The 20,884-nt window shown below is 57.9% G+C and carries 17 protein-coding genes and 1 pseudogene; 10 read left to right on the forward strand and 8 right to left on the reverse strand.

What is annotated here, in order from left to right; all coding sequences use genetic code 11:
• Window positions 1-35 precede the first annotated feature (35 nt).
• Complete coding sequence (locus IBT46_RS01000) at window positions 36-1,562, reverse strand: sugar ABC transporter ATP-binding protein (protein WP_200543234.1); 1,527 nt, start codon at window positions 1,560-1,562, stop codon at window positions 36-38.
• A gap of 337 nt (window positions 1,563-1,899) precedes the next feature.
• Here IBT46_RS01000 and IBT46_RS01005 point away from each other — a divergent pair, with 337 nt between their 5' ends.
• Complete coding sequence (locus IBT46_RS01005) at window positions 1,900-2,712, forward strand: IclR family transcriptional regulator (protein ID WP_105592160.1); 813 nt, start codon at window positions 1,900-1,902, stop codon at window positions 2,710-2,712.
• A 122-nt stretch (window positions 2,713-2,834) separates the two neighbouring features.
• Here IBT46_RS01005 and IBT46_RS01010 read toward each other — a convergent pair whose 3' ends face one another.
• Window positions 2,835-4,172: an MFS transporter gene (locus IBT46_RS01010; RefSeq protein ID WP_200543235.1), complete on the reverse strand. Its 1,338-nt coding sequence runs from the start codon at window positions 4,170-4,172 to the stop codon at window positions 2,835-2,837.
• Window positions 4,173-4,537: 365 nt separating this feature from the next.
• Here IBT46_RS01010 and IBT46_RS01015 point away from each other — a divergent pair, with 365 nt between their 5' ends.
• Complete coding sequence (locus IBT46_RS01015; protein WP_200543595.1) at window positions 4,538-5,317, forward strand: L-threonylcarbamoyladenylate synthase; 780 nt, start codon at window positions 4,538-4,540, stop codon at window positions 5,315-5,317.
• 163 nt (window positions 5,318-5,480) lie between these two features.
• Here IBT46_RS01015 and IBT46_RS01020 read toward each other — a convergent pair whose 3' ends face one another.
• Entirely contained in the window at window positions 5,481-6,377 is an 897-nt protein-coding gene (locus IBT46_RS01020) for a LysR family transcriptional regulator (RefSeq protein WP_105592157.1), read from the reverse strand.
• 138 nt (window positions 6,378-6,515) lie between these two features.
• Between IBT46_RS01020 and IBT46_RS01025 the strand changes: the two genes are divergently transcribed.
• Both IBT46_RS01025 and IBT46_RS01030 read left to right on the forward strand, forming a co-directional pair.
• Window positions 6,516-7,826, forward strand: a complete 1,311-nt coding sequence (locus tag IBT46_RS01025) for an aconitase/3-isopropylmalate dehydratase large subunit family protein (RefSeq protein ID WP_200543239.1) — start codon at window positions 6,516-6,518, stop codon at window positions 7,824-7,826.
• A complete protein-coding gene (locus IBT46_RS01030; RefSeq protein WP_200543240.1) occupies window positions 7,823-8,368 on the forward strand; it encodes a 3-isopropylmalate dehydratase in 546 nt (181 codons plus the stop codon). The genes IBT46_RS01025 and IBT46_RS01030 overlap by 4 nt, the downstream gene beginning before the upstream one ends.
• A 48-nt stretch (window positions 8,369-8,416) precedes the next feature.
• On the opposite strand, the gene IBT46_RS01035 is transcribed toward IBT46_RS01030, so the two are convergent.
• Both IBT46_RS01035 and IBT46_RS01040 read right to left on the reverse strand, forming a co-directional pair.
• A complete protein-coding gene (locus IBT46_RS01035) occupies window positions 8,417-9,043 on the reverse strand; it encodes a LysE family translocator (RefSeq protein ID WP_123331769.1) in 627 nt (208 codons plus the stop codon).
• Between the two features lie 142 nt (window positions 9,044-9,185).
• Window positions 9,186-10,604 (reverse strand): MFS transporter, encoded by a 1,419-nt coding sequence (locus IBT46_RS01040; RefSeq protein WP_200543242.1) that lies wholly within the window; start codon window positions 10,602-10,604, stop codon window positions 9,186-9,188.
• Window positions 10,605-11,030: 426 nt separating this feature from the next.
• Between IBT46_RS01040 and treF the strand changes: the two genes are divergently transcribed.
• From treF to IBT46_RS01055, 3 genes are all read left to right on the forward strand, one after another.
• A complete protein-coding gene (gene treF, locus IBT46_RS01045; protein ID WP_370569361.1) occupies window positions 11,031-12,701 on the forward strand; it encodes an alpha,alpha-trehalase TreF in 1,671 nt (556 codons plus the stop codon).
• A 112-nt stretch (window positions 12,702-12,813) separates the two neighbouring features.
• Complete coding sequence (locus tag IBT46_RS01050) at window positions 12,814-13,593, forward strand: ABC transporter substrate-binding protein (RefSeq protein WP_200543246.1); 780 nt, start codon at window positions 12,814-12,816, stop codon at window positions 13,591-13,593.
• Window positions 13,594-13,596: 3 nt separating this feature from the next.
• Window positions 13,597-14,703, forward strand: coding sequence for a DUF2817 domain-containing protein (locus IBT46_RS01055; RefSeq protein WP_200543248.1), 1,107 nt, complete (start codon window positions 13,597-13,599; stop codon window positions 14,701-14,703).
• On the opposite strand, the gene IBT46_RS01060 is transcribed toward IBT46_RS01055, so the two are convergent.
• Window positions 14,700-15,122: an NUDIX hydrolase gene (locus IBT46_RS01060; RefSeq protein WP_200543250.1), complete on the reverse strand. Its 423-nt coding sequence runs from the start codon at window positions 15,120-15,122 to the stop codon at window positions 14,700-14,702. The two genes, IBT46_RS01055 and IBT46_RS01060, sit on opposite strands and share 4 nt — an antisense overlap.
• Window positions 15,123-15,278: 156 nt before the next feature.
• Here IBT46_RS01060 and IBT46_RS01065 point away from each other — a divergent pair, with 156 nt between their 5' ends.
• A complete protein-coding gene (locus IBT46_RS01065) occupies window positions 15,279-16,610 on the forward strand; it encodes a VOC family protein (protein WP_200543252.1) in 1,332 nt (443 codons plus the stop codon).
• Here the strand turns inward: IBT46_RS01065 and IBT46_RS01070 are convergent.
• A pseudogene (locus tag IBT46_RS01070) lies at window positions 16,607-17,415 on the reverse strand (Cof-type HAD-IIB family hydrolase). The gene IBT46_RS01065 and the pseudogene IBT46_RS01070 sit on opposite strands and share 4 nt — an antisense overlap.
• A gap of 229 nt (window positions 17,416-17,644) precedes the next feature.
• Here IBT46_RS01070 and IBT46_RS01075 point away from each other — a divergent pair.
• Together IBT46_RS01075 and fsa are read left to right on the forward strand one after the other, a co-directional pair.
• Window positions 17,645-18,382, forward strand: coding sequence for a DeoR/GlpR family DNA-binding transcription regulator (locus tag IBT46_RS01075; RefSeq protein WP_200543254.1), 738 nt, complete (start codon window positions 17,645-17,647; stop codon window positions 18,380-18,382).
• A 332-nt stretch (window positions 18,383-18,714) separates the two neighbouring features.
• Complete coding sequence (fsa, locus tag IBT46_RS01080; protein ID WP_200543267.1) at window positions 18,715-19,380, forward strand: fructose-6-phosphate aldolase; 666 nt, start codon at window positions 18,715-18,717, stop codon at window positions 19,378-19,380.
• Window positions 19,381-19,550: 170 nt separating this feature from the next.
• On the opposite strand, the gene IBT46_RS01085 is transcribed toward fsa, so the two are convergent.
• Window positions 19,551-20,780, reverse strand: coding sequence for an MFS transporter (locus tag IBT46_RS01085; RefSeq protein ID WP_200543269.1), 1,230 nt, complete (start codon window positions 20,778-20,780; stop codon window positions 19,551-19,553).
• Window positions 20,781-20,884: the final 104 nt, after the last annotated feature.

The following is a 20,884-nucleotide window of genomic DNA, read 5'->3' on the forward strand; positions in this document are numbered from 1 at the left end:
TTCTCCTGCCACCGCCTGCGGGGTGGCGTTAAATTTCACACGGTGGCGACGGTGGATTCGCTGCTGGCGGAGGCCAGCTCAAGTAGGTTGGCAAAGCTGACGCGATCGTTTTTCAATTCGCCGACGATCTGCCCGCGGTTGAAGACCAGCGCCCGGTTGCAGATATGGGCGATCTCTTCGAAGTCGCTGGAGATCACCAGCACCGCCACGCCTTCAGCCAGCGCTTTGTTCAGCAGGTGATAGATCTCTTCGCGCGCGCCCACGTCGACGCCCGCAGTCGGATCTTCCAGGATCAGCAGCGGCGCATTGAGGTGCATCCAGCGCGCCATCACCACCTTTTGCTGGTTGCCGCCGGAGAGGGCGCTGATATCCAGGCTGACGTCCTTGGGGCGGACGTCAAACAGCTGCATTTTCCACCAGCTGGCCCCCAGCTCGGCGCGGCGTCCGTAGTGCGACAGCAGGCGATGGCCGCTGGCGCAGGGGTTGATAAACAGGTTTTCACGCACGCTCATCGACATCACCAGGCTTTCGCCGGTGCGATCCCCGGCGACCAGCGACACGCCTGCCGCCATCGCCTGCTGCGGCGAGCTGGCCTGATAGTGTTGCTTGCGGAAGGTAATGCTGCCGCCGGTACGCTGACGCAGGCCAAACAGCAGGCGGCCAATCTCCTCCTGCCCGGCACCGCGCAGGCCGGCCAGCGCCAGCATCTCGCCGGGCTGCAGGTTGAAGGATACGGGGCCCACTTCATCAATGCAGACGCTGTCGAAGGCCAGAACCGGATCGGCTTTTTCCGGCAGCGGCTCGCGCTGGTTGCCCTCTACCGCTTCGCCGACGATCATTTCCACCAGGTTGCGCAGGCTGTAGTCGCGGGTGAAGCCGCCCGCTACGCGTTTCCCGTCGCGCATTACGCAGACGCGGTCGGCAATTTCGATCACTTCGTCCAGGCGGTGGGTGACGTAAATCATCCCCACTTTTTTACTTTTCAGGCGTTCGATAACGCTGAACAGATGGCGGACGTCGTTGGCAGGCAGCGAAGCGGTGGGCTCATCCAGCACCAGCACTTCGGCGTTGACGGCCACCGCACGGGCGATAGCCAGTAGAGACTTTTCGGTGCGCGACAGTTCGAACACGCGTGAGTCCGGGTCGAGGGCGATACCGACCTCTTCCAGCGCCTGGCGGGAGCGCTCGCGCACCGCTCGCCAGTCAATCAGCCCCAGCCGACGGGTAAAGCCCATCACCAGCGCCATATTTTCGGCCACCGTCATCCACTCGATCAGTCCGAGGTCCTGATGAATAAAGGCGATGGGCTGGCGCTGGGCGGTTTTCAGCGCGGCGGCGGAGGTAATGGTGTCGTCGTGGAAGCGGATATCGCCGCTGTCGCGTGGGTAAACCCCGGCGAGGACTTTGATCAGCGTGGATTTGCCGGCACCGTTTTCGCCCAGCAGCGCCAGGACTTCACCGGGATGAACCTCCAGGCTGACGTCGTTGACGGCGATGTTGCCGCCAAAGCGTTTAGTGATATGGCTCAGCGTCAGAACCGCTGCCCCGGGTGTATTCTGCATAACAGTCTCCTGCAACAACAGACAAGTATCAACGGCGGCGACAGCTTAATAAAAACACCGCTTATTCCAACATGCGAAATCAAGTTTCAAAAATAGTATTCTTACTGAGGGCGGAAAGCAAAGGTGAGGAAGTTTTATTTATTTATATAAATCAGATGGTTATTTTTAATGTTATAGAACTGTGATGAATCGCTCACTTCGCTTTTGCGCTTTTAACCGTCTAATATGGAGCATTGTCAGTGTTGAAACGTCGTTCCATATTCACAGCCGCAGAGGCATGAGTTACCATCAGACAAAGCCCCGTAAAGGGTGTGCGGGACATTAAGAGGAAGCGTGAATGAGCGTAAAGGCGGATACCGCAAAGGACGATAAAAAGGATCAGCCGGCTGGCACCCAGAGTCTGTTTCGTGGCCTGCAGCTGATTGAGATATTGAGTAATTACCCCAACGGTTGCCCGCTGGCGAATCTGTCAGAACTGTCCGGGATGAATAAGAGTACCGTTCACCGGCTGTTGCAGGGGCTGCACAGCAGCGGCTATGTCACCCAGGCGCCGTCGCCCGGCAGCTACCGACTGACCACTAAGTTTATTTCGGTGGGGCAGAAGGCGCTGTCGTCGCTGAACATCATTCACGTTGCGGCCCCGCATCTGGAAAAACTCAATCTGGAAGTGGGGGAAACGGTAAATTTCTCCAGCCGTGAAGACGATCATGTGATTCTGATTTACAAGCTGGAGCCGACGACCGGTATGCTGCGAACCCGAGCGTATATCGGCCAGCATATGCCGCTGTACTGCTCGGCGATGGGTAAAATCTTTATGGCCTGGGGCAGCGAAGAGTATCCGGCGCACTACTGGGAAACGCATCAGGACACAATCCAGCAGCTGACAAAAAATACCATCACCACGCTGCCGGAGATGCTGGACGAGCTGAAGGTGATTCGCCAGCAGCAAACCGCGATGGACAGGGAAGAGAATGAGCTGGGCGTGTCCTGCCTGGCGGCACCGGTGTTTGATATCCAGCAGCGGGTGCCGTTTGCCGTTTCGGTGTCGTTGCCGACCGCCAAGCTGCAGCAGGTCGGGGTGAAAAAGCTGATGGCACCGGTGGTGGCCACCGCCAGAGCCATCTCCGCCGAGCTGGGGTTTAACGGCTGATCCGGGCACGGCCGGATCGCCATGTTCGCCGCTTGTTGAGAAGGTAGCTGAAGGGGCGATGGCCCTGCCGATTCTGCCGTTTGTTCAACCGACCCGGCTTCTGCCCCCGTCCTGCTGAGGGGTTACGGATGATGCGGAACCGCTGCTGCTTCCCCGCTCATCCCGCGCTGGCGGCGCATCATCCGCCGCAGCGGGTAGAGCATCAGCAGGCCGTAAATACCCCAGCCGATAAACCACACCAGCCCGTTCTCATTGCTGCCGGTTAGCTGTGCGACCACGCCAAATCCGTACGGGCCGATAAAGCCACCCACAATGCCGAAGGCGTTAATCCACGCAATGCCCACCGCCGCATCGGTGCCTTTCAGCAGCCTTGCCGGGAAGCTCCAGAAAATCGGCTGCCCGGCAAAGATGCCAAAGGCCGCCATGCACAGTGCCAGCATGCGCCACAGCGGATCGTTAAATATCACGCTGAGGATCAGTCCCGTCACGCTGAGCGCCAGCGTCACGCCGATATGCAGGAACGGCGTGTTGTGCCTGGCTGCGGATCGCGGCACCACGATCACCGCCACGGCCGCCGCCAGCCACGGCAGAGCGGAGAGCAGGCCGGTCATCATCACCGAAGTGCTGAACTTATTGATAATGCTCGGCAGCCACAGCATCAGGCCGTAGCCGACTATCGGATAGCACATCAGGAAGGCAATCAGCATCATGATGCGGCGATCCTTCATCACCCGCAGCGGGTGCTGATGCTGACCGGGCGCGTCGGTGACGCCGTTTTGCTGCTGCTCCTGCTGAATATCGCTGGCGATCTGGCTGCGCTCCTGGTCGTTCAGCCAGTGCGCCTGCTGCGGCGTGTTCGGCAGCGAGCGCAGGACAATCAGCGACAGCAGCACCGGCGGCAGGCCCATCAGAATAAACAGCCACTGCCAGCCCGCCAGCTGATACAGGCCGTCCATCTGCATAATCAGCCCCGAGAGCGGGCTGCCGATCACCAGTGCCAGCGGATTCGCAAGGAAGAAAATGCCGATGACCTGGCCGCAGCGCGAAGGTGGGAACCATTTAGTGATGAAGTAGATAATGCCCGGATAGAACCCGGCTTCGGCGACGCCGAGTAAAAAACGCAGCGCGTAAAACGACCATGGACCCTGCACGAAAGCCATCAGAATGGTGATGATACCCCAGGTGACCAGAATGCGGGAAAACCAGATCTTCGGCCCGAATTTCAGCATTAGCAGATTACTGGGTACTTCGCAGAAGGCATAAGAAATAAAAAACAGCCCTGCGCCGAGGCCAAACGCGGCGGCACTCAGACCCACATCGGCCTCCATTTCCAGCCAGGCGAAACCCACGATCGTTCGGTCGATAAAGGCAAACAGATAGCAGACCACCAGCAGCGGCAGCAGATAGCGCATGTTTTTGCGATAAACATGTGTGCGACTTTGAGCGTGATGTGTGTTCATGATTTTCCCCCGGCGAGTGATTCACCTGACTCGTTAAGCTTAATGGCTGTAAAAGCATCAACGGTGGGAGAGGCGGTTAATTTAATAAACTGCGAGCCAGCTCAACATTGAAACAGGAAAAACGAAATGAATAAACTGCATGATTTTTAATGAGTTAGTCAGGGAAATGTCACCATCAGATTTATCGGTGGAATATTATTTTCGCCAAATCGTCGGTTTCACCCTTTCCGTAGTGCAACGATTGTTTCCGTATGGAAACAATATGGCCACGATCGCGTTTATTGTTGCAGGAAAAACTGGTTGTGGCAGGATGGTTTCAACGGGTGATTACCCTCCTAATTTAAACCGAATCCGAAGGTGTCATGATGAGCAATAAAGTCGTTAACTGGAATGGTGGCTTACAGCCGGAAGCCGTTGAAATCCTGTCTGCTGAAGGCGGCATGATCGTTTGCCCTACCAAAGTGGGCTACATCATCATGACCTCTGATGCGAAAGGCCTGGAGCGTAAGTTCGACGCCAAGCAGCGTAACCGTAACAAGCCTGGCGTGGTGCTGTGCGGCTCGCTGGAGCAGCTGAAAGAGCTGGCTCAGCTGAACCCGGAAATCGAAGAGCTGTATCAGCAGCACTGGGACAAAGACGTTCTGCTGGGCTGCATCCTGCCGTGGAAAGAAGAAGCCGTCGCGCGCATTCCGGAAGACGGTTCTAAAGACCTGATGATGGACCGCCGCCAGACCAGCTGCTTCGTCATCAAGTTCGGTGTGCCTGGTGAGAACCTGGCAAAAGAACTGTGGGAAAACCACGGCAAGTTCTCCTTCGCCAGCTCGGCTAACCCGTCAGGTAAAGGTAACCGTGGCCTGGTAGAAGGTATCGGCGAGCGTATCGAACAGCACGCTGACCTGATCATTGCGGCAAACGACTACGTGAAATCTATCCAGCCTAACGAATCTGAAAAGACCCGTTACGAGCAGGGTGTGATGGTCGCGATGGTGGACGAAAACGGTAAGCTGGTGCCAGAGCAGAAAGGCGAGCGCAACATCACGCCATGCCCGGTACTGATCCGTAAAGGTCTGGATGTGGATAAGATCATGTCAATGCTGTCTGACATCTTCACCACCTGGGATTACCGTCACGGTAACTACTACTGATTATCGCTTCTGCGCCTGAGACGACGGCAGATGCTGCTCTCTTCAGGCGCGAATAACGCGAAAATCAATCAGCGCCCGCGAATGCGGGCGTTTTTTATTGTTACTCTCCCGGAATAAATTCGGAGCATTAATTACCGCCATCTCCCAACCTTAATCCTAAACGTTAATTACCGCTCAGCGCTTTTTGCAGTGCCTCAACGAATAACCTCACGCGCGGGGAAATATAGCTGTCCGTTTTCATCAGAACGTAGGATTTATAAATATCCATTTCCCAGTCCGGCAGTACCTGAACTAATTTACCTTCATCGACGGCTTCCTGCGCAATATAGCTGGGTAAATACGCGATGCCGGTCTGGGCTATAGCTGAATTCACCAGCGCAATACTGTTGTTGGCACGAAATCTGCTGCGGACTTCAATATCTTTTTTCTGTTTTTCTTTTCTGAAAGGCAGCGAGATCGTGTGGGCCGGGCCGCGAAAAAGAATAAAGTCATGGCGGGTGAGATCGTCCGGGCTGGTAATCTCAGCGTGTTGCCGCAGGTAATCCGGCGCGGCGTAAATCCCCCAGGTGATATCCATCAGCGGGCGATAGTTGCGGTGGCCGGGAAGCTCACGCTTAATCACCACCGCCAGATCGAAATTATCGTCCTCAAGGCTGACCGGGCGGTCGGTGAGGTCAAGATCGACGCTGACGTGGATATTGCTGGCGACAAAACGATTCAGCACCGGCACGATGCACTGGCAGCCAAAGGTGACCGGGGCCACCACGCGCAGGCTGCCGGTGGGCTCTTCGTGGAACTGGCGGATAAACAGGTCGGCGCTTTTCACTTCGTGCAGGATACGGTAGCAGTAGTGATAATAGGTCATGCCGACTTCCGTCACCTGAATCCGCCGTGTTGTGCGGGTGAGCAGCTTCGCCCCCAGACGCACTTCCAGCGCCGAAATTTCCTTGCTGACCGAGGATTTTGCCAGCCCGAGTACCTTTGCCGCTTCGGTGTAGCTCAGCGTTTCCACCACTTTGGCAAAAATAATCATCCCGTGCAGGTTTTCAAAATCGCTCATTATTATCCCGGATTGTTCTTAAGGAGAAACAATAAAGAATACTAGCATATTTCCCGTTTCTGGCGCACCGAAAAGAGATAGGGTAATTACAAGTAATTGTGAGTCATCGGAAAATAATCGCGCAGAGAGAAAATTAACATGGGTCAGACAATCAGTCAGAAAATACTCGCCCGGGCCAGCGGGCGCGAAAGCGTGACGCCTGGAGAAATAGTCTGGGCAAAGGTCGATATATTAATGTCGCACGATCCCTGTATGCCGGGTGTGGCCAGCGTATTTAAGAAAGAATTTGGCGAACAGGCGAAAATATGGAACCCGGAACGTTTTATTCTTATTCCTGACCACTTTGTTTATTCTGCCGATCCGCAGGCGAATCAGAATATCCGCGTGATGCGTGAATTTGCCCGCGAGCAGGGCGTGAAGTATTTCTATGATGTGGGCACACCCGCCTATAAGGGCGTCTGCCATATTGGTCTGGCTGAAGGTGGCCATACGCGCCCGGGAGAAGTGCTGCTGGGCACCGACTCCCATACGGTGACCGCCGGGGCGTTTGGCTGTTTTGCCATTGGTCTGGGGATCACCGATGCGGCCTATGCGCTGGGCACCGGTGAGATCCCGCTGAAGGTGCCGACCACCATTCGGGTGAACTATCACGGTGAACAGCCACAGCAGGTGCAGGCGAAGGACCTGATCCTCGCCCTGCTGCGTGAACTGACGGTGGAGGGGGCCACCTACGAGGCGATTGAGTTTGCTGGTCCGGTGATTGACGCCATGTCGGTAGAAGAGCGCATGACCATGTGCAATATGGTGGTGGAGTGCGGGGCTAAGAACGGCATTATGGTGCCGAATCAGGCCACCCTCGACTACCTGGCGGCGCGCACCACGGTGCCTTTTAATGTGGTTGAGGCCGATGCCGATGCGGTTTACAGCCGCGTTGTCGACATCGATGTCAGCACTATGCAGCCGCTGGTGGCGAAACCCCACTCGCCGGACAATGTGGTATCGATCGCTACTTTGCAGCAGGTGGAAATCTCGCAGGCCTATATTGGCTCCTGCACCGGCGGCAAGCTGGCGGATTTTGTTGCCGCCGCTCGGATATTGCAGGGCCGCAAAGTGGCGATCCCGACCTTTGCCGTTCCGGCCACCAAAGAGGTGTTTCATCAGCTGATCGTCACCCGCATTGCGAACCAGTCAATCTATGAAATCCTGACCGCTGCGGGGGTGAACCTTTCATCCGAGCCCGGCTGTGCGGCCTGCTGCGGCGGGCCTGCCGATACCTTCGGCCGGATTAATCAGCCGATTTCGGTGATTTCCACCACCAACCGTAACTTCGTGGGCCGTATGGGGCACAAGCGCGCCAACATCTATCTGGCCTCCCCTTATGCGGTAGCCGCCGCGGCGGTGCGCGGCACCATAACCAATCCTGTTGAGCTGTTAGGAGCGCCATCATGAAAAATATCGTCAGCGGAACGGTCTACGTACTGGGCGACAACATTGATACTGACCAGATCCTGACCGCCGAATACCTGAAGGTGAATCCCTCGACCCCGGAGGGCTACGCGCAGTTGGCGGGGCTGGCGATGTGTGGTTTGCCGGAAGGGGCGCAGCCGTTTCTGGATGCCTCCGGCCAGCGGGCTGCGCATCCGATTATCGTTGCCGGTAAAAACTTTGGCTGCGGATCTTCACGGGAGCATGCGGTGATTGCGCTGGGCGCGGCGGGCGTGCAGGCGGTACTGGCGCAGTCCTATGCCCGCATTTTCTTCCGCAACTGCGTGGCGACCGGCGAGGTGCTGCCGCTGGCTTCGGCCACGCGGCTGTGCGATCGCCTGCGTACCGGCGACCGGGTGGAAATCGACAACGACGCGCAGACCGTCACGCTACTGGACTGCGGTGAAACGGCGGCCATCGATCCGGCGGGCGAGCTGGCGAACATCGTCGCGGCGGGTGGGCTGTTTGCCTATGCCCGCGCCAGCGGCAGAATCAAAAGCGCATAAATTCCCCGCTATAAAGCAGCAGGGCCGCGGTGAGGCGGCCCTGAGGGATTATTTGGCGGAGATAGCCAGCGCGCCACCGGCAAAGACAAACAGGCTGCCGGTTGAGCGGTTGAGCATCCGCAGACGTTTCGGGTTAGAGAACAGCCCGGACAGGCGACGACCGGCGCAGGCATAGCTGAACATAATGCTGAAATCCAGCGCGGCCCAGGTGATTGCCAGTGTAGCAAACTGCAACGCGTGCGGCTGGCTGGCATCAATAAAGTTCGGGAACAGCGCGGCGAAGAACAGCAGATCTTTCGGGTTGCTGATGCCGACCATAAAGCCCTTACGGAACAGGCGCAGCGCGCTCGGCGCATCTTCCATTTCTGGGGTGGCCACCGGCGTTTCATGACTGTTATCGCGCCATGCGGAAATACCCAGCCAGACCAGATAGGCGGCACCGACCACTTTCAGAATGGTAAAGGCGGTAGTGGAGGCGGCCAGAATAGCACCCAGACCCAGCGCGGAGGCGGTCATCAGAACCATGGCTGCCAGCACGCCGCCGACAACCGTTGCCAGCGCATGTTTACGGCCGAAGCGCAGGCCGTGGGTCATGCTGATTAAAGCCGACGGGCCGGGAATGGCAATCAGTGCGGCAATCACGCCGGTATAGGCCAACCAGAGGTGGAGCGTCATACAGGGTCCTTTCATTGAAAACCCTCTGCCTGAGGGTTTTTAGCGATAAGCGATAAATGGATTTCGTTGAAATACGAAGGAGCGGTAGTTTATTTTCTCGGCAGTGAGAAGTAAATCACATGCGCAAGATTTTCCATTATCGCTACGGCTGGCGTTGTAAAACGTGTTCGCCGGTTCCCGCCTTCAGCCGCAGATTGTCCAGTAATGCCAGCAGCGACAGCAGGCTGACGGCGATAAACGCCCAGGAAAAATCTACCGGCAGCGGCTGTGAGTGCGTCTGTAAAGACATCGAGGCGCGCAGCGCCAGCGCGGCAAAGGCGATACCGGCACTCATGCTGAACTGGAAGAACATGCTGAACAGCGTGGAGGCGGCGCTCATCTGCGGGCGCGGCACGTCGGCAAAGCCCAGCGAGTTATAGCAGGTGAACTGCATTGAACGCGACAGCCCGCCGATAAACAGCACCAGCGCCAGCAGCGGGTACGGCAGCGCCGGGGTAATAAAGGCGCAGACGGCGATGGCCGCCGTGCTGATGACTCCGTTGACCAGCAGCACCTGCCGGAAGCCCCAGCGGCGCATCACTGCGGTGGTGAACGGCTTCATCGCCAGATTACCGGCAAACACCCACAGCACCAGAATACCGGCCTCCATCGCCGACAGACCAAAGCTGACCTGGAACATCAGCGGCAGCAGGAACGGAATGGCGTTTATGGCGGCACGAAACAGCGAGCCGCCCTGTAGAGTGCTGCGAAACGAGCTGATACTGAGTGCATACAGCGGCAGCATCGGGGCTGTTGCGCGGCGCGCATGTCGCCACGCCAGCCAGGCGCTGAGGCTGCCCAGCAGCAGCAGCGCCGTGCCCGCAAGCAGATGGCTCTGGCCCAGCGACTCCAGCCCGGCGATCAGTGCGGCGCAGGCGATGGCGGTCAGCAGAAAGCCGGCTAAATCGAAAGGGCGCGGCTGGCCGCGTTCGCCTTTGGGGATCAGCCAGAAGGTACAGATGAGTGCTGCAATACCCAGCGGGATATTTAGCCAGAAAATCCACGGCCAGTGGCCGACGGTGACGATTAGCCCACCGAGAGGCGGGCCAAGCACCGGAGCGATCAGGCCGGGCCAGGTGATCAGCGCGATCATTCGCACCAGATCCTGTTTTTCCGTCACCCGCAGCACCAGCAGCCTGCCCACCGGCACCATCAGCGCACCGCCGATCCCCTGCAGCACGCGGCTGAAGGTAAACATCGGCAGCGAGGTACTCAGGCCGCAGAGCAGTGAGGCGAGGGTAAACAGCACGATGGCGCTGGCAAAAATACGCCGTTCGCCAAAGCGGTCGGCCAGCCAGCCGCTGAGCGGAATAAATACTGCCACCGCCAGCAGAAAGGCGGTTATGCCGACGTTCATATCCACCGCGCTGACCGAGAAATCACGCGCCATCTGCGGCATGGCCGTCGTGATTACCGTGGCATCCAGGTTTTCCATAAAGAAGGTAACGGCCACCAGCAGGGCAATCCACCAGGTTCGTGGTATCGGTGCAGTGGGCGAGGTGGCGGGCGTGCCAGATTGCATAATGGCTCCGTAAGGCCGGTGAGTGAAAAAATGCCGGCCGCTTAAAATTTACAAACACGTAACATAACAGCTGCTGCCTGCGGCGCCCAGCGGGGCGCGTCACCGTTGGGAAAAACGTACTAATCTGCTGTTCGGATTGAAGATTGCCGCGAATAAAGCTGGGAAACCCGCATACGGCAAAACAGTGAGCCGGATCACACTAAATGACTGTTATTCGGCGGCTATTTTTAATCAATACGGCAGGAAGCTGAATTTGTCAGTTTATGTTTATTCATTCTCCCTGATATTTTCTTTTTTTTATAAAAATACCGTATTTAACCATTCATTTATTTTTTGAAATAATATGTCATTAAGATTAATAGAAACATCGGGTTGCGTGAAGAGACACCGGTACTATACTTATTATCAGTACGATAAATTCATCATGTGAATTCTGCCGATTATTACCGGCAGCAGGAGGCTTTTATCACTTTCAATCACACTGAGACGATGACTAACATTCCCGGCGAATTTGAGAACTGGTATCTCGACTACGAAGCCGGCCCAGAAGCGGTGATGGAGCCGCAGCCGGAGCACATCCGCGGCCTGCCGGTCTCCGATATTCTGACGCCGTCTGACCGCTATCAGGAACTGTTCGTCGCGGTGCAGACGTCGCGCATCTTTAGCGACAGTAAAACCTTTGCTGACTGTGCACCAAAAATAGATCCGGAACGGATTATGTTTCGTTATTACCTGGCGCGCGAACGCGATGATTTTAATCTGCATAATTTCGTGCTGGAGAATTTCGATCTGCCGCAGGTTAATGAAAGTCATTATGTTTCCGACCCGGAAAAAACCATGGCGGAACATATTGACGCGCTGTGGCCGGTATTAACCCGTCACCCGAAACAGCACTGTGAATATTCCTCGCTGCTGCCGCTGCCGAAACCCTACGTGGTGCCCGGCGGGCGCTTTGGTGAAACCTACTACTGGGATTCCTACTTCAGCATGCTGGGCTTTGCCGCCGCCGGGCGCTGCGATCTGCTGCGCAATATGGCGGACAACTTTGCCTGGATGATCGATCGCTACGGCCATATTCCCAACGGCAACCGCACCTACTATCTCAGCCGTTCGCAGCCGCCGGTCTTCGCGATGATGGTGGAACTGTTCGAAAAGAACGGCGTCAACGAGGCGCAGCGCTATCTTCGCCATCTGAAAAGCGAGTACGCTTTCTGGATGGACGGCCAGGAAAATCTGGAGCCGAATCAGGCGTATCGCCATGTGGTGATGCTGCCGGACGGCACGGTGCTGAACCGCTACTGGGACGATCGCGATACCCCGCGCGACGAGTCTTATATTGAGGACGTGGAAACCGCACGTGACTCGTCGCGCCCGTCCAGCGAAGTGTATCGCGACCTGCGTGCCGGTGCGGCGTCGGGCTGGGACTATACCTCGCGCTGGCTGAGCGAGCCGGGCCGTCTGGCCAGCATTCAAACCACCAGCATTATCCCCATCGACCTGAACGCGTTCCTCTACAAGCTGGAGATGGCGATTGCCCGACTGTCGGCCGCCAGGGGGGATGAGGCCACCGCCGAACGTTATCAGCAGCTGGCGTACCGTCGGCAGGAGGCGGTGAACCACTATCTGTGGGATAACGACACCGGCCTGTACCGCGATTACAACTGGCGCGACGGCGAGCAGGCAACGTTCTCCGCTGCCGCCGTCACCCCGGTTTATGTCGGTATGGCGAGCCTCGACCAGGCGAACCGCACGGCCAAAGCGGTGCGCGACTATCTGCTGGCGCCGGGCGGCCTGCTCTCCAGCATGGAACAGACCGGTGAGCAGTGGGACAGTCCCAACGGCTGGGCGCCGCTACAGTGGATGGCGGTGAAGGGCTTCAGCATTTACGGCGACGAGAATCTGGCACATGAAATCGCCAGCCGCTGGCTGAGAACCGTGTCATCAACCTATCAGCAGCACCATAAAATGGTGGAGAAGTACAACGTCAGCGGTGATGCCGCGCTGCTGGGGGCCGGGGGGGAATACCCGCTTCAGGACGGATTTGGCTGGACCAACGGCGTCACCCGCCGCCTGCTGGAGATGTACCCGGAGGGATAGCTATCACTCCTGCTAATTATTCTTCCTTTTTTATAAGCTAATAACCTTATTTCTCCGCGATTAATCATGGTATTACTTGGGGATAAACGCCTGATTAATCCGGAGATCTACCATGAAAAAACTCACCCTTACCGCGCTGGCCCTGCTGGCCGCCTTTAGCGCCTCCTCGCAGGCTGCTGAAGAACTGCGCTTTGGCGTCGATCCGACCTTTACCCCGTTTGAAAGCAAGGCGGCGGACGGATCGCTACAGGGGTTTGATATCGATCTGGGTAATGCCGTTTGCCAGCAGATGCAGGTGAAATGCGTCTGGGTGCAGACCGCGTACGACGGCATTATTCCGGCTCTGCAGGCGCGTAAATTCGATGCGATCCTGTCGGCGATGGCGATGACCGAAAAGCGCCGCCAGCAGGTGCTGTTCACCGACATGATCTACAACGTGCCGAGCGCGCTGCTGACGTCTAAAGCCAGCAGGCTGCTGCCTGATGCGGCGGTGCTGAAGGGGAAAACCGTCGGCGTGGCGCAGGGCACCACCCAGGAAGCCTTCGCTAAAAGCGTATGGGAAACGCAGGGCGTGCAGGTGGTGAGCTATCAGAACGAAGCGGAAATTTACCCGGATCTGGCCTCGGGCCGCCTGGATGCCACCTTTATTAATGCCGCAGCGGCCGAAACCGGCTTCCTGAAAACCCCGCAGGGCGCGGGCTATCATATCGCCGGTGAGCCGATGTACGACCAGAAATACTTCGGTGAGGGCATCGGCATCGGCCTGCGCAAGGACGACACGGCGCGGGTCGAAAAGATTAATCAGGCGCTGGCCGAACTGCATAAAAACGGCACCTACGATAAGTTAGCGAAGAAGTACTTCAGCTTTGACGTCTACAAGCGCCCGGAATAAGTGATGACTACGACAGTTCTTCCTGATTTCACCGCGCAGCGGGCGCGCTTTCTGGCAGCGGTGGCGCGCAACGGCGGCACCGTAACCCGTTACGACCATCCGTTAACCGGCCCCGCCGGTGAAGCGCTTTCAACCGATGTCGCGGTGCTGGGCCGCGCCGATGCGCCGCGCGTGATGCTGATTATTTCCGGCACGCACGGTGTAGAAGGCTACTACGGTTCCGACAGCCAGATTGCCTGGCTGGACGCGCTGGAGGGCCAGGCGCTACCGGATGACGTGGCGGTGGTGCTGGTTCACCTGCTGAATCCGTGGGGCACCGCGCACCTGCGGCGGGTGAATGAAGATAACGCCGACCTCAACCGCAACTTTATCGACTTCGCCGCCGGTGCGCCGGAAAATGCGGCTTACCGCGAACTGCACGCGATCTACACCTGCCGCGACGTGAACGGCCCTGAACGTGCCGCCGCGGATGCCATGCTGGCAGAGCAGTGTGCCGTACGCGGCTGGAGCGGGGTGAAGCAGATCGTTGAGGCCGGGCAGTATCAGTTTGCCGACGGCATCTTCTTCGGCGGCAGCCGCGCCAGCTGGTCGCATCTGACGCTGAAGCAGATTATCGCCAGTCACCTCCAGCATGCGGAGCGCATTATCAGCTTCGATCTGCACACCGGCGCGGGAGCCTGGGGGCATCCGATGCTGCTGGCGATCGCCGAGCGGCCTTACCCGGCGCTGGACGAGGCGCGGCAGATTTTCGGCGAGTGGCTGACGGTGCTGATCACCGGCGCGGGCCGCGACAGCGAAACCGGCGTCACCGCCACGGCCACCGGCTATCTGTCACAGTTCTTGCTCGATAATCTGCCGGATACGGAGCTGATCCAGCTGGTGGTGGAGTGCGGGACCTATGCCGGGGATGAAATGCATCGCCGGGTGCGCGACGACCACTGGCTTCATCTGTATGGCGAACCGGCGAGCGAGCAGGGGCGGCAGCTGAAAGGGCAGCTGTTTGAGGGCTTCAACCCGCAGGATGCCGACTGGCAGGCGCTGGTGGCGTTCCGTACCCGGCAGATCTTCCAGCGCGGCTGGGCGGCACTGCTCGCCGCCGCGCCGCGTTAAACCGGGGGTTTTGCCAGCGCGGCCAGGCTGCCTTGCTGTGCCAGCAGCGAGCGCAGCGGCGCAAACAGCGGCTGTGGCAGATCGGCGGGATCGAACCACTGCCAGCCCGCGCATTTTTCCGGTTCGCAGCGCTGCGGCGTGCCGCTGGCCGCATGGGCCAGCACGAACAGCGTGACGTAATGCTTTTGCTCGGCGTGGAAAAAATCGTTGGTAAACGGGCCTTGCGTGGTGGCACCGAGGATCAGCCCGGTTTCTTCGAGCACCTCGCGGGCGGCACACTGCTGCGGGGTTTCACCAAATTCCAGATGGCCGCCGGGGGCAGACCAGTCGCCCTCGCCGTGGCTGCCCAGACGCCTGCCGAGCAGGATTTTGCCGTCGCGAAAAATCAGTACACCAACGCCGATGCGGGGTTGAGGCATGTTTGTTCTCCCTGAAATAAAACGATCGCCATGATAATAGCCGCAGTCGCGGGCTGATTCACATTATTGATAATCTGTGATGCAAACGGTACTCAACTCGCGGCGGGGTGACTATGCTGCCAGTGGGATAATTTGAGCTTTTTCAGGAGAGCTGCAATGAGTGACAGATTTATCAGTGCCGATCGGATACGCGACCGCTTTTCTAAAGCCATGTCGGCCATGTACCAGGCGGAAGTGCCACAGTACGGCACGCTGCTTCAGCTGGTGCGGGAAGTGAATCAGCAGGAATCAGCGCGGGATTGCAGCGCGTTATCCCCGGAAGAACTGAATCGCCTGAGTGTGGAACGTCACGGTGCGATTCGTCTGGGAACCGCGGCCGAGCTGGCCACCATGCGCCAGCTGTTTGCGGTGATGGGCATGTCGGCGGTGGGTTATTACGATCTCTCCGAGGCAGGCGTGCCGGTCCATTCCACCGCTTTTCGTCCGGTCAGTGAAGCCTCGTTGCTGATCAATCCCTTCCGAGTTTTTACCTCGCTGCTGCGGCTGGAGCTGATTGACGATCCGGCCCTGCGCCAGCGGGTGGCCGATGTGCTGGCCCGCCGCGATATCTATACGCCGCGCCTGCGCGAGCTGCTGGTTTTGTGGCAGCAGCAGGGCGGATTCAGCGAAAGTGAAGCGGAGGAGTTCGTCAGAGAAGCGCTGGAAACCTTCCGCTGGCACCAGCAGGCGGCGGTGGATCTGCCAACCTATAACGCGCTGCTGGCCCAGCACCGGCTGATTGCCGATGTCGCCTGCTTCCGTGGGCCGCACATCAACCACCTGACGCCGCGCACGCTGGATATCGACCGCGTGCAGCAGCTGATGCCGGAGTACGGCATCAGCCCGAAAGAGGTGATTGAAGGCCCGCCGCGCCGACGCTGTCCGATTCTGCTGCGACAGACCAGCTTTAAGGCGCTGAATGAAGAGATCCGTTTTTCCGACCGCGAGCAGGGCACCCACACTGCCCGCTTTGGTGAGATCGAACAGCGCGGCGTCGCCCTGACCCGTAAAGGCCGCGAGCTGTACGATCGGCTGCTGCGCGAGGCTTCAGCGCAGAAGTTCAGCGATAACGCCGCCCATCAGCAGCACCTCAGCGCCGTGTTTGCCGCGTTTCCCGACAGCGATGCCGAACTGCGTCAGCAGCAGCTGGCCTTTTACCGCTACCGGCGCAATCCGGGCGTTGCGGCACAGTCGGGGCAGGATCTGGAGGCGCTGATCGTCAGCGGCGCGGTGATTGCCGAACCGATCATCTACGAGGACTTTCTGCCGGTCAGCGCGGCGGGGATTTTCCAGTCCAATCTGGGCAGCGACACCAGCAGCGTCAGCAGCGGCAATCCCAGCCAGGCGGCGTTTGAGCAGGCGCTGGGCTGCGCGGTGCAGGATGAATTTGCGCTGTATCAGCAGCTACAGCAGGACTCGCTCGATCGGCTGACTGAGGAGCTGAGCTAAGCCCAGCCGCCGAATGGCGCACTTTTGGTCAGTACGCGCTCGATAACGTTAAGCGCGCCCTCGTCGTTATTGCTTTCGGTGTGGTAGCGCGCAACCTGTTTGACCGCAGGCTGCGCGTTAGCCATCGCAAAACCGAAGCCTGCATGCGCCACCATCTCGATATCGTTACCGCTGTCGCCGACGGCAACCACTTCCTCATCGGCGATGCCCCACTGCCGCTGCAACAGCGCCAGTCCGTGGGCCTTGTGCACGCCTGGAATAATCAGATCGACAAAGCCAAAGCCGCTGGAAACCGGGGTGACGATACCGTCCAGCGCATGGCCGACGTGTGCCATCAGTTCAGGGATCTTTTCGTCCGGCAGATTCAGCGAAAACTTGAAGACGCTTTCATTCAGATGGTCAAAGCTCTCGCGCAGTTCAAGGCGGTGGTAGTGTTTTGACATCAGCGTCACCAGCGCATCCGGCGAAGATCCCAGCATCCAGGCGCTGCGCGGGCCGCAGAGCACCACGTGAACGTCCGGGAACGCCGACAGCACCGTCAGTACGCGCTGCACGCGGTCGGCACTGAGATCGCCACAGAAGAGCGTCTGCCCACGATCGATAATGTAGGCACCGTTTTCGGCGACGAAGGTGATCTCATCGCGGATTTCTGGGAAGAAGCTGATCAACTGGTAATACTGATTGCCGCTGGCCACCACAAAACGGATGTTTTGCTGTTTGATTTGCTGATACTGGCCAAAAACCGGGCTTTATTATAGGTTTTCTGGTCTGAAAGAAAGGTGCCATCCATATCGACGGCGATCATTTTAATCACGGTTCCATGCCCTGAAGTAGAAAAAACATCCGCTATTTTCGTCGGAAAAGGTGCAAAAAAAAAGAGGCGAATTTTGCACCTTTGTGCCGCTTTTCTTTCATTTTTGCGATACAGGCCGAATGGCGGTGATTGTTATCGCTCCTCATGTTTCATAATATGAAAGTAATAATTTACTAATGAAAGTTTTTTGCTGTCGGGCGTACGGCACTGTGAGGATGAGATGAAAGAGCGGCATCGGCTGATTCTGGATCGGGTGGAAGAAAAGGGGAAGGTCAGCATTCAGGATCTGGCGCTGCAGTTCGCGGTATCCGGCGTGACGATTCGCAAGGATCTGGTCGAGCTGGAAAAGCTGAACTACCTGACCCGGACCCACGGCTATGCGGTGTCGCTTAACGATCTCAGCGAGCGGGTCAGCAGTAATTTCAGTACCAAAGAGGCGATGGCGAAGCGCGCGCTGGGGCTGCTCTGCGAGGGCGACACGGTGTTTATTGAAGCGGGCAGCAGTAACGCCCATCTGGCCCGCGAAATTGGCCGTTCCGGGCTGGATGTGACGGTGATTACGCCCTGCGTGTATGTCGCAAATGAACTGAAGAACTGTCATCAGGAAGTGGTGTTAATCGGCGGCGTACTGCAAAAGCGCAGCGAGTGCCTGGTGGGGCCGCTGACGCACCTGTGTATTAACAACATCAACTTTAACAAGGTGTTTATTGGCATTGATGGCTACAGTCCGGAACACGGTTTTACCGGCCGCGACGTGATGCGCGCAGAGAACATTCGGCTGGCGATTGAAAAACGGGTGCAGAATTTCGTGATTGCCGAGTCCGCCAAGTTTGGCAAACTTTACCCTTATAATGTGGCGAAGCATGGCGATATTGATACGATTATCACCGATCGGCATCTTTCCGCAGAATTTGTTGGCAGCTTAACCGGGCAGGGCGTTAAGGTGCTGACCGCCTGACCGCCTGACCGCCTGACCGCCTGACCGGTGGTTCGGCGCGTTGGGTTTTTTTATGCGGTGGCTAATTCGGGCATTTTTCTTTCATATTTTCTTTCCTTTGTTTCGAAACCCTCCGCTATAGAAAACTCAACTTGCGATATATAAATATTTCTGCCCTTATTTTGACTATATTTCAATATATACAACGAGTTATATTTAATTTCCCCAGTATTTCTACAATGTGATAGCGATCGCGTTTTATACAAAGATACAGATTTATTTTTTAATGAAATAAAAATATATTGCATATGAAACTTTTTTATTGTGAATCGCATTTTGCACCGGAGGTCACCATGGAATTCTATTTAGATACCGCTGACGTTGCGGCAGTAAAACGTCTGGCGGCCGTTCTGCCGATTAAAGGCGTCACGACAAACCCAAGCATCGTTTCGCGCAGCAAGCGCCCGTTAAGCAGCGTGCTGCAGGAACTGGTGTCGATTTTGCCCGCAGACAGCACGCTGTTTGCCCAGGTTATCGCCCATGATGCCGCCGCGATGGTGGATGAAGCGCTGCATCTGCGTGAAATCGTCCCGTCGCTGGTGGTGAAAGTGCCGGTAACGCATAATGGTCTGACGGCGATCAAGGCGCTGACCCAGCAGAATATCCCGACGCTGGGCACCGCCGTATACGGCGCAGGGCAGGGGTTCTATGCTGCACTGGCCGGGGCCAGCTACATTGCGCCTTACGTAAACCGCGTGGATGCGCAGGGCGGCGACGGCATTATGCTGGTTAAAGAGTTGCAAAGACTGCTGTCGCTCCACTGCCCGCAGAGCAAAGTGCTGGCGGCCAGCTTCCGTACGCCGCGCCAGGTGCTGGACTGCATGCTGGCAGGATGCGAGTCGATCACCGTCGATCCGGATGTCGCCGAACTGTTCCTGCTCGATCCGGCAGTCGACAGCGCGCTGCAACGCTTCGATCAGGACTGGACGGCGGCCTACGGCGAGCTGAAAATTTCCTGATTGGCTGATTGGCTGATTGGCTGATTGGCTGATTGGCTGATTGGCTGACTGGCTTAGCGTTTATAAAAAGGCGAACCCGATAAAAGGGTTCGCACTGTTTGAGTTTATAGCGGTTTTCCGCGACGTAATTGGGATTTGAATGACGGGTTCATACGTCATCCGCTTCCCGACTATTTTGCTGCCGTTATCGCATCCCGCGTTTCCGCACTGCGGCCCCACATTCTCACCGCAAAGCTACCGGCACCGGCGACGGTCAGCAGCACTACCACGCCCGGCCAGCCTGCACGTTCCAGCATCAGGCTACCCAGCGCAGAACCGACGGCCATACCGATAAAGACCCCGGTGAACATCAGCGCGTTCAGACGACTGCGTGCCGCAGGTTCCAGACCGAATATCAGCGTCTGGTGGGACACCAGCGTGGCCTGTACGCCAAAATCAAAGCCGAGAGCAGAGACAACAATCAGCGCCAGCTGAGCCGGAACCGGCAGCAGCGGCAGCAGGAACAGCGCGGCAAACGATACGGTCGCCAGCGCCGTGGCCAGCCGGGTCACCATGGCCGGGCCGTGGCGGTCGGCGAGCATGCCCGCCAGCGGAGCGGCCAGCGCACCCGCTGCCCCGGCCAGACCAAACGCACCCGCCGTGGCGCTGCCCAAGCCGTAATGGCTGTGCAGCATCACCGCCAGCGTTGACCAGAAGGCGCTGAACCCTACCGACAGCAGACCCTGCGCCAGCGCGGCGCGACGCAGCTCGCCGTGGCGCAGCCACAGATGGCGCATTGAGGCCAGCAGATCCGGGTAGCTCATCGCGGTGCTCGGAGCGATATGCGGCAGGCGTCGCCAGAGGACCAGCGTAATCGCCAGCACCAGCACGGCGGCGAGAATAAACATCGTGCGCCAGCCTGCGTACTGCGCCACCACGCCGCTGACCACCCGCGAGAGCAGGATACCCAGCAGTAGCCCGGTCATCACCGTGCCGACGGTTTTGCCGCGCTGCGCTGTCGGTGCCAGATGAGCGGCAGCCGGAATGATATCCTGCGCCATGGTGGCGGCAATTCCCACCGCCAGGCTGGCAACCAGCAAGACGGTGATATTGCCAGCGGCGGCGCTAAGCAGCAGCGCGAGGGTCAGCAGCAGCCCTTTAATGCTGATAATGGTGCGACGATCGTGGCGATCGCCCAGCGGGGCCAGCAGCAGTATCCCCAGCGCGTAGCCAATCTGCGTCAGGGTTGGCACCAGGCCGCTGGCGGTCACACTGGCGTGCAACTGGCCGGATAAAATTTCCAGCATCGGCTGGCTGTAGTAGATTGAGGCGACGCTGAAGCCGGCACCGGTCGCCAGCATCAGCACGGTCGAAGCCGCCAGCGGCCGTTCGTTATGCGATGGATGTGTTTGCGTTGACATGGTTGTTACCCGTTGTTCGTTTCATCAGAAGTTGCAGGTATTTTTCACCGTTACGATAACGGTTGGTAGTCGCCTGCCAGGTAGAACTGTTATACGATGAACGT

Source organism: Erwinia sp. S38 (assembly GCF_016624545.1).
Lineage (GTDB): Bacteria > Pseudomonadota > Gammaproteobacteria > Enterobacterales > Enterobacteriaceae > Erwinia > Erwinia coffeiphila.

Coding starts and splice junctions, on each gene's coding strand:
- IBT46_RS01000 (WP_200543234.1), bottom strand. CDS start 1,562: ATGCAGAATACACCCGGGGCAGCGGTTCTGACGCTGAGCCATATCACT.
- IBT46_RS01005 (WP_105592160.1), top strand. CDS start 1,900: ATGAGCGTAAAGGCGGATACCGCAAAGGACGATAAAAAGGATCAGCCG.
- IBT46_RS01010 (WP_200543235.1), bottom strand. CDS start 4,172: ATGAACACACATCACGCTCAAAGTCGCACACATGTTTATCGCAAAAAC.
- IBT46_RS01015 (WP_200543595.1), top strand. CDS start 4,538: ATGAGCAATAAAGTCGTTAACTGGAATGGTGGCTTACAGCCGGAAGCC.
- IBT46_RS01020 (WP_105592157.1), bottom strand. CDS start 6,377: ATGAGCGATTTTGAAAACCTGCACGGGATGATTATTTTTGCCAAAGTG.
- IBT46_RS01025 (WP_200543239.1), top strand. CDS start 6,516: ATGGGTCAGACAATCAGTCAGAAAATACTCGCCCGGGCCAGCGGGCGC.
- IBT46_RS01030 (WP_200543240.1), top strand. CDS start 7,823: ATGAAAAATATCGTCAGCGGAACGGTCTACGTACTGGGCGACAACATT.
- IBT46_RS01035 (WP_123331769.1), bottom strand. CDS start 9,043: ATGACGCTCCACCTCTGGTTGGCCTATACCGGCGTGATTGCCGCACTG.
- IBT46_RS01040 (WP_200543242.1), bottom strand. CDS start 10,604: ATGCAATCTGGCACGCCCGCCACCTCGCCCACTGCACCGATACCACGA.
- IBT46_RS01050 (WP_200543246.1), top strand. CDS start 12,814: ATGAAAAAACTCACCCTTACCGCGCTGGCCCTGCTGGCCGCCTTTAGC.
- IBT46_RS01055 (WP_200543248.1), top strand. CDS start 13,597: ATGACTACGACAGTTCTTCCTGATTTCACCGCGCAGCGGGCGCGCTTT.
- IBT46_RS01060 (WP_200543250.1), bottom strand. CDS start 15,122: ATGCCTCAACCCCGCATCGGCGTTGGTGTACTGATTTTTCGCGACGGC.
- IBT46_RS01065 (WP_200543252.1), top strand. CDS start 15,279: ATGAGTGACAGATTTATCAGTGCCGATCGGATACGCGACCGCTTTTCT.
- IBT46_RS01075 (WP_200543254.1), top strand. CDS start 17,645: ATGAAAGAGCGGCATCGGCTGATTCTGGATCGGGTGGAAGAAAAGGGG.
- fsa (WP_200543267.1), top strand. CDS start 18,715: ATGGAATTCTATTTAGATACCGCTGACGTTGCGGCAGTAAAACGTCTG.
- IBT46_RS01085 (WP_200543269.1), bottom strand. CDS start 20,780: ATGTCAACGCAAACACATCCATCGCATAACGAACGGCCGCTGGCGGCT.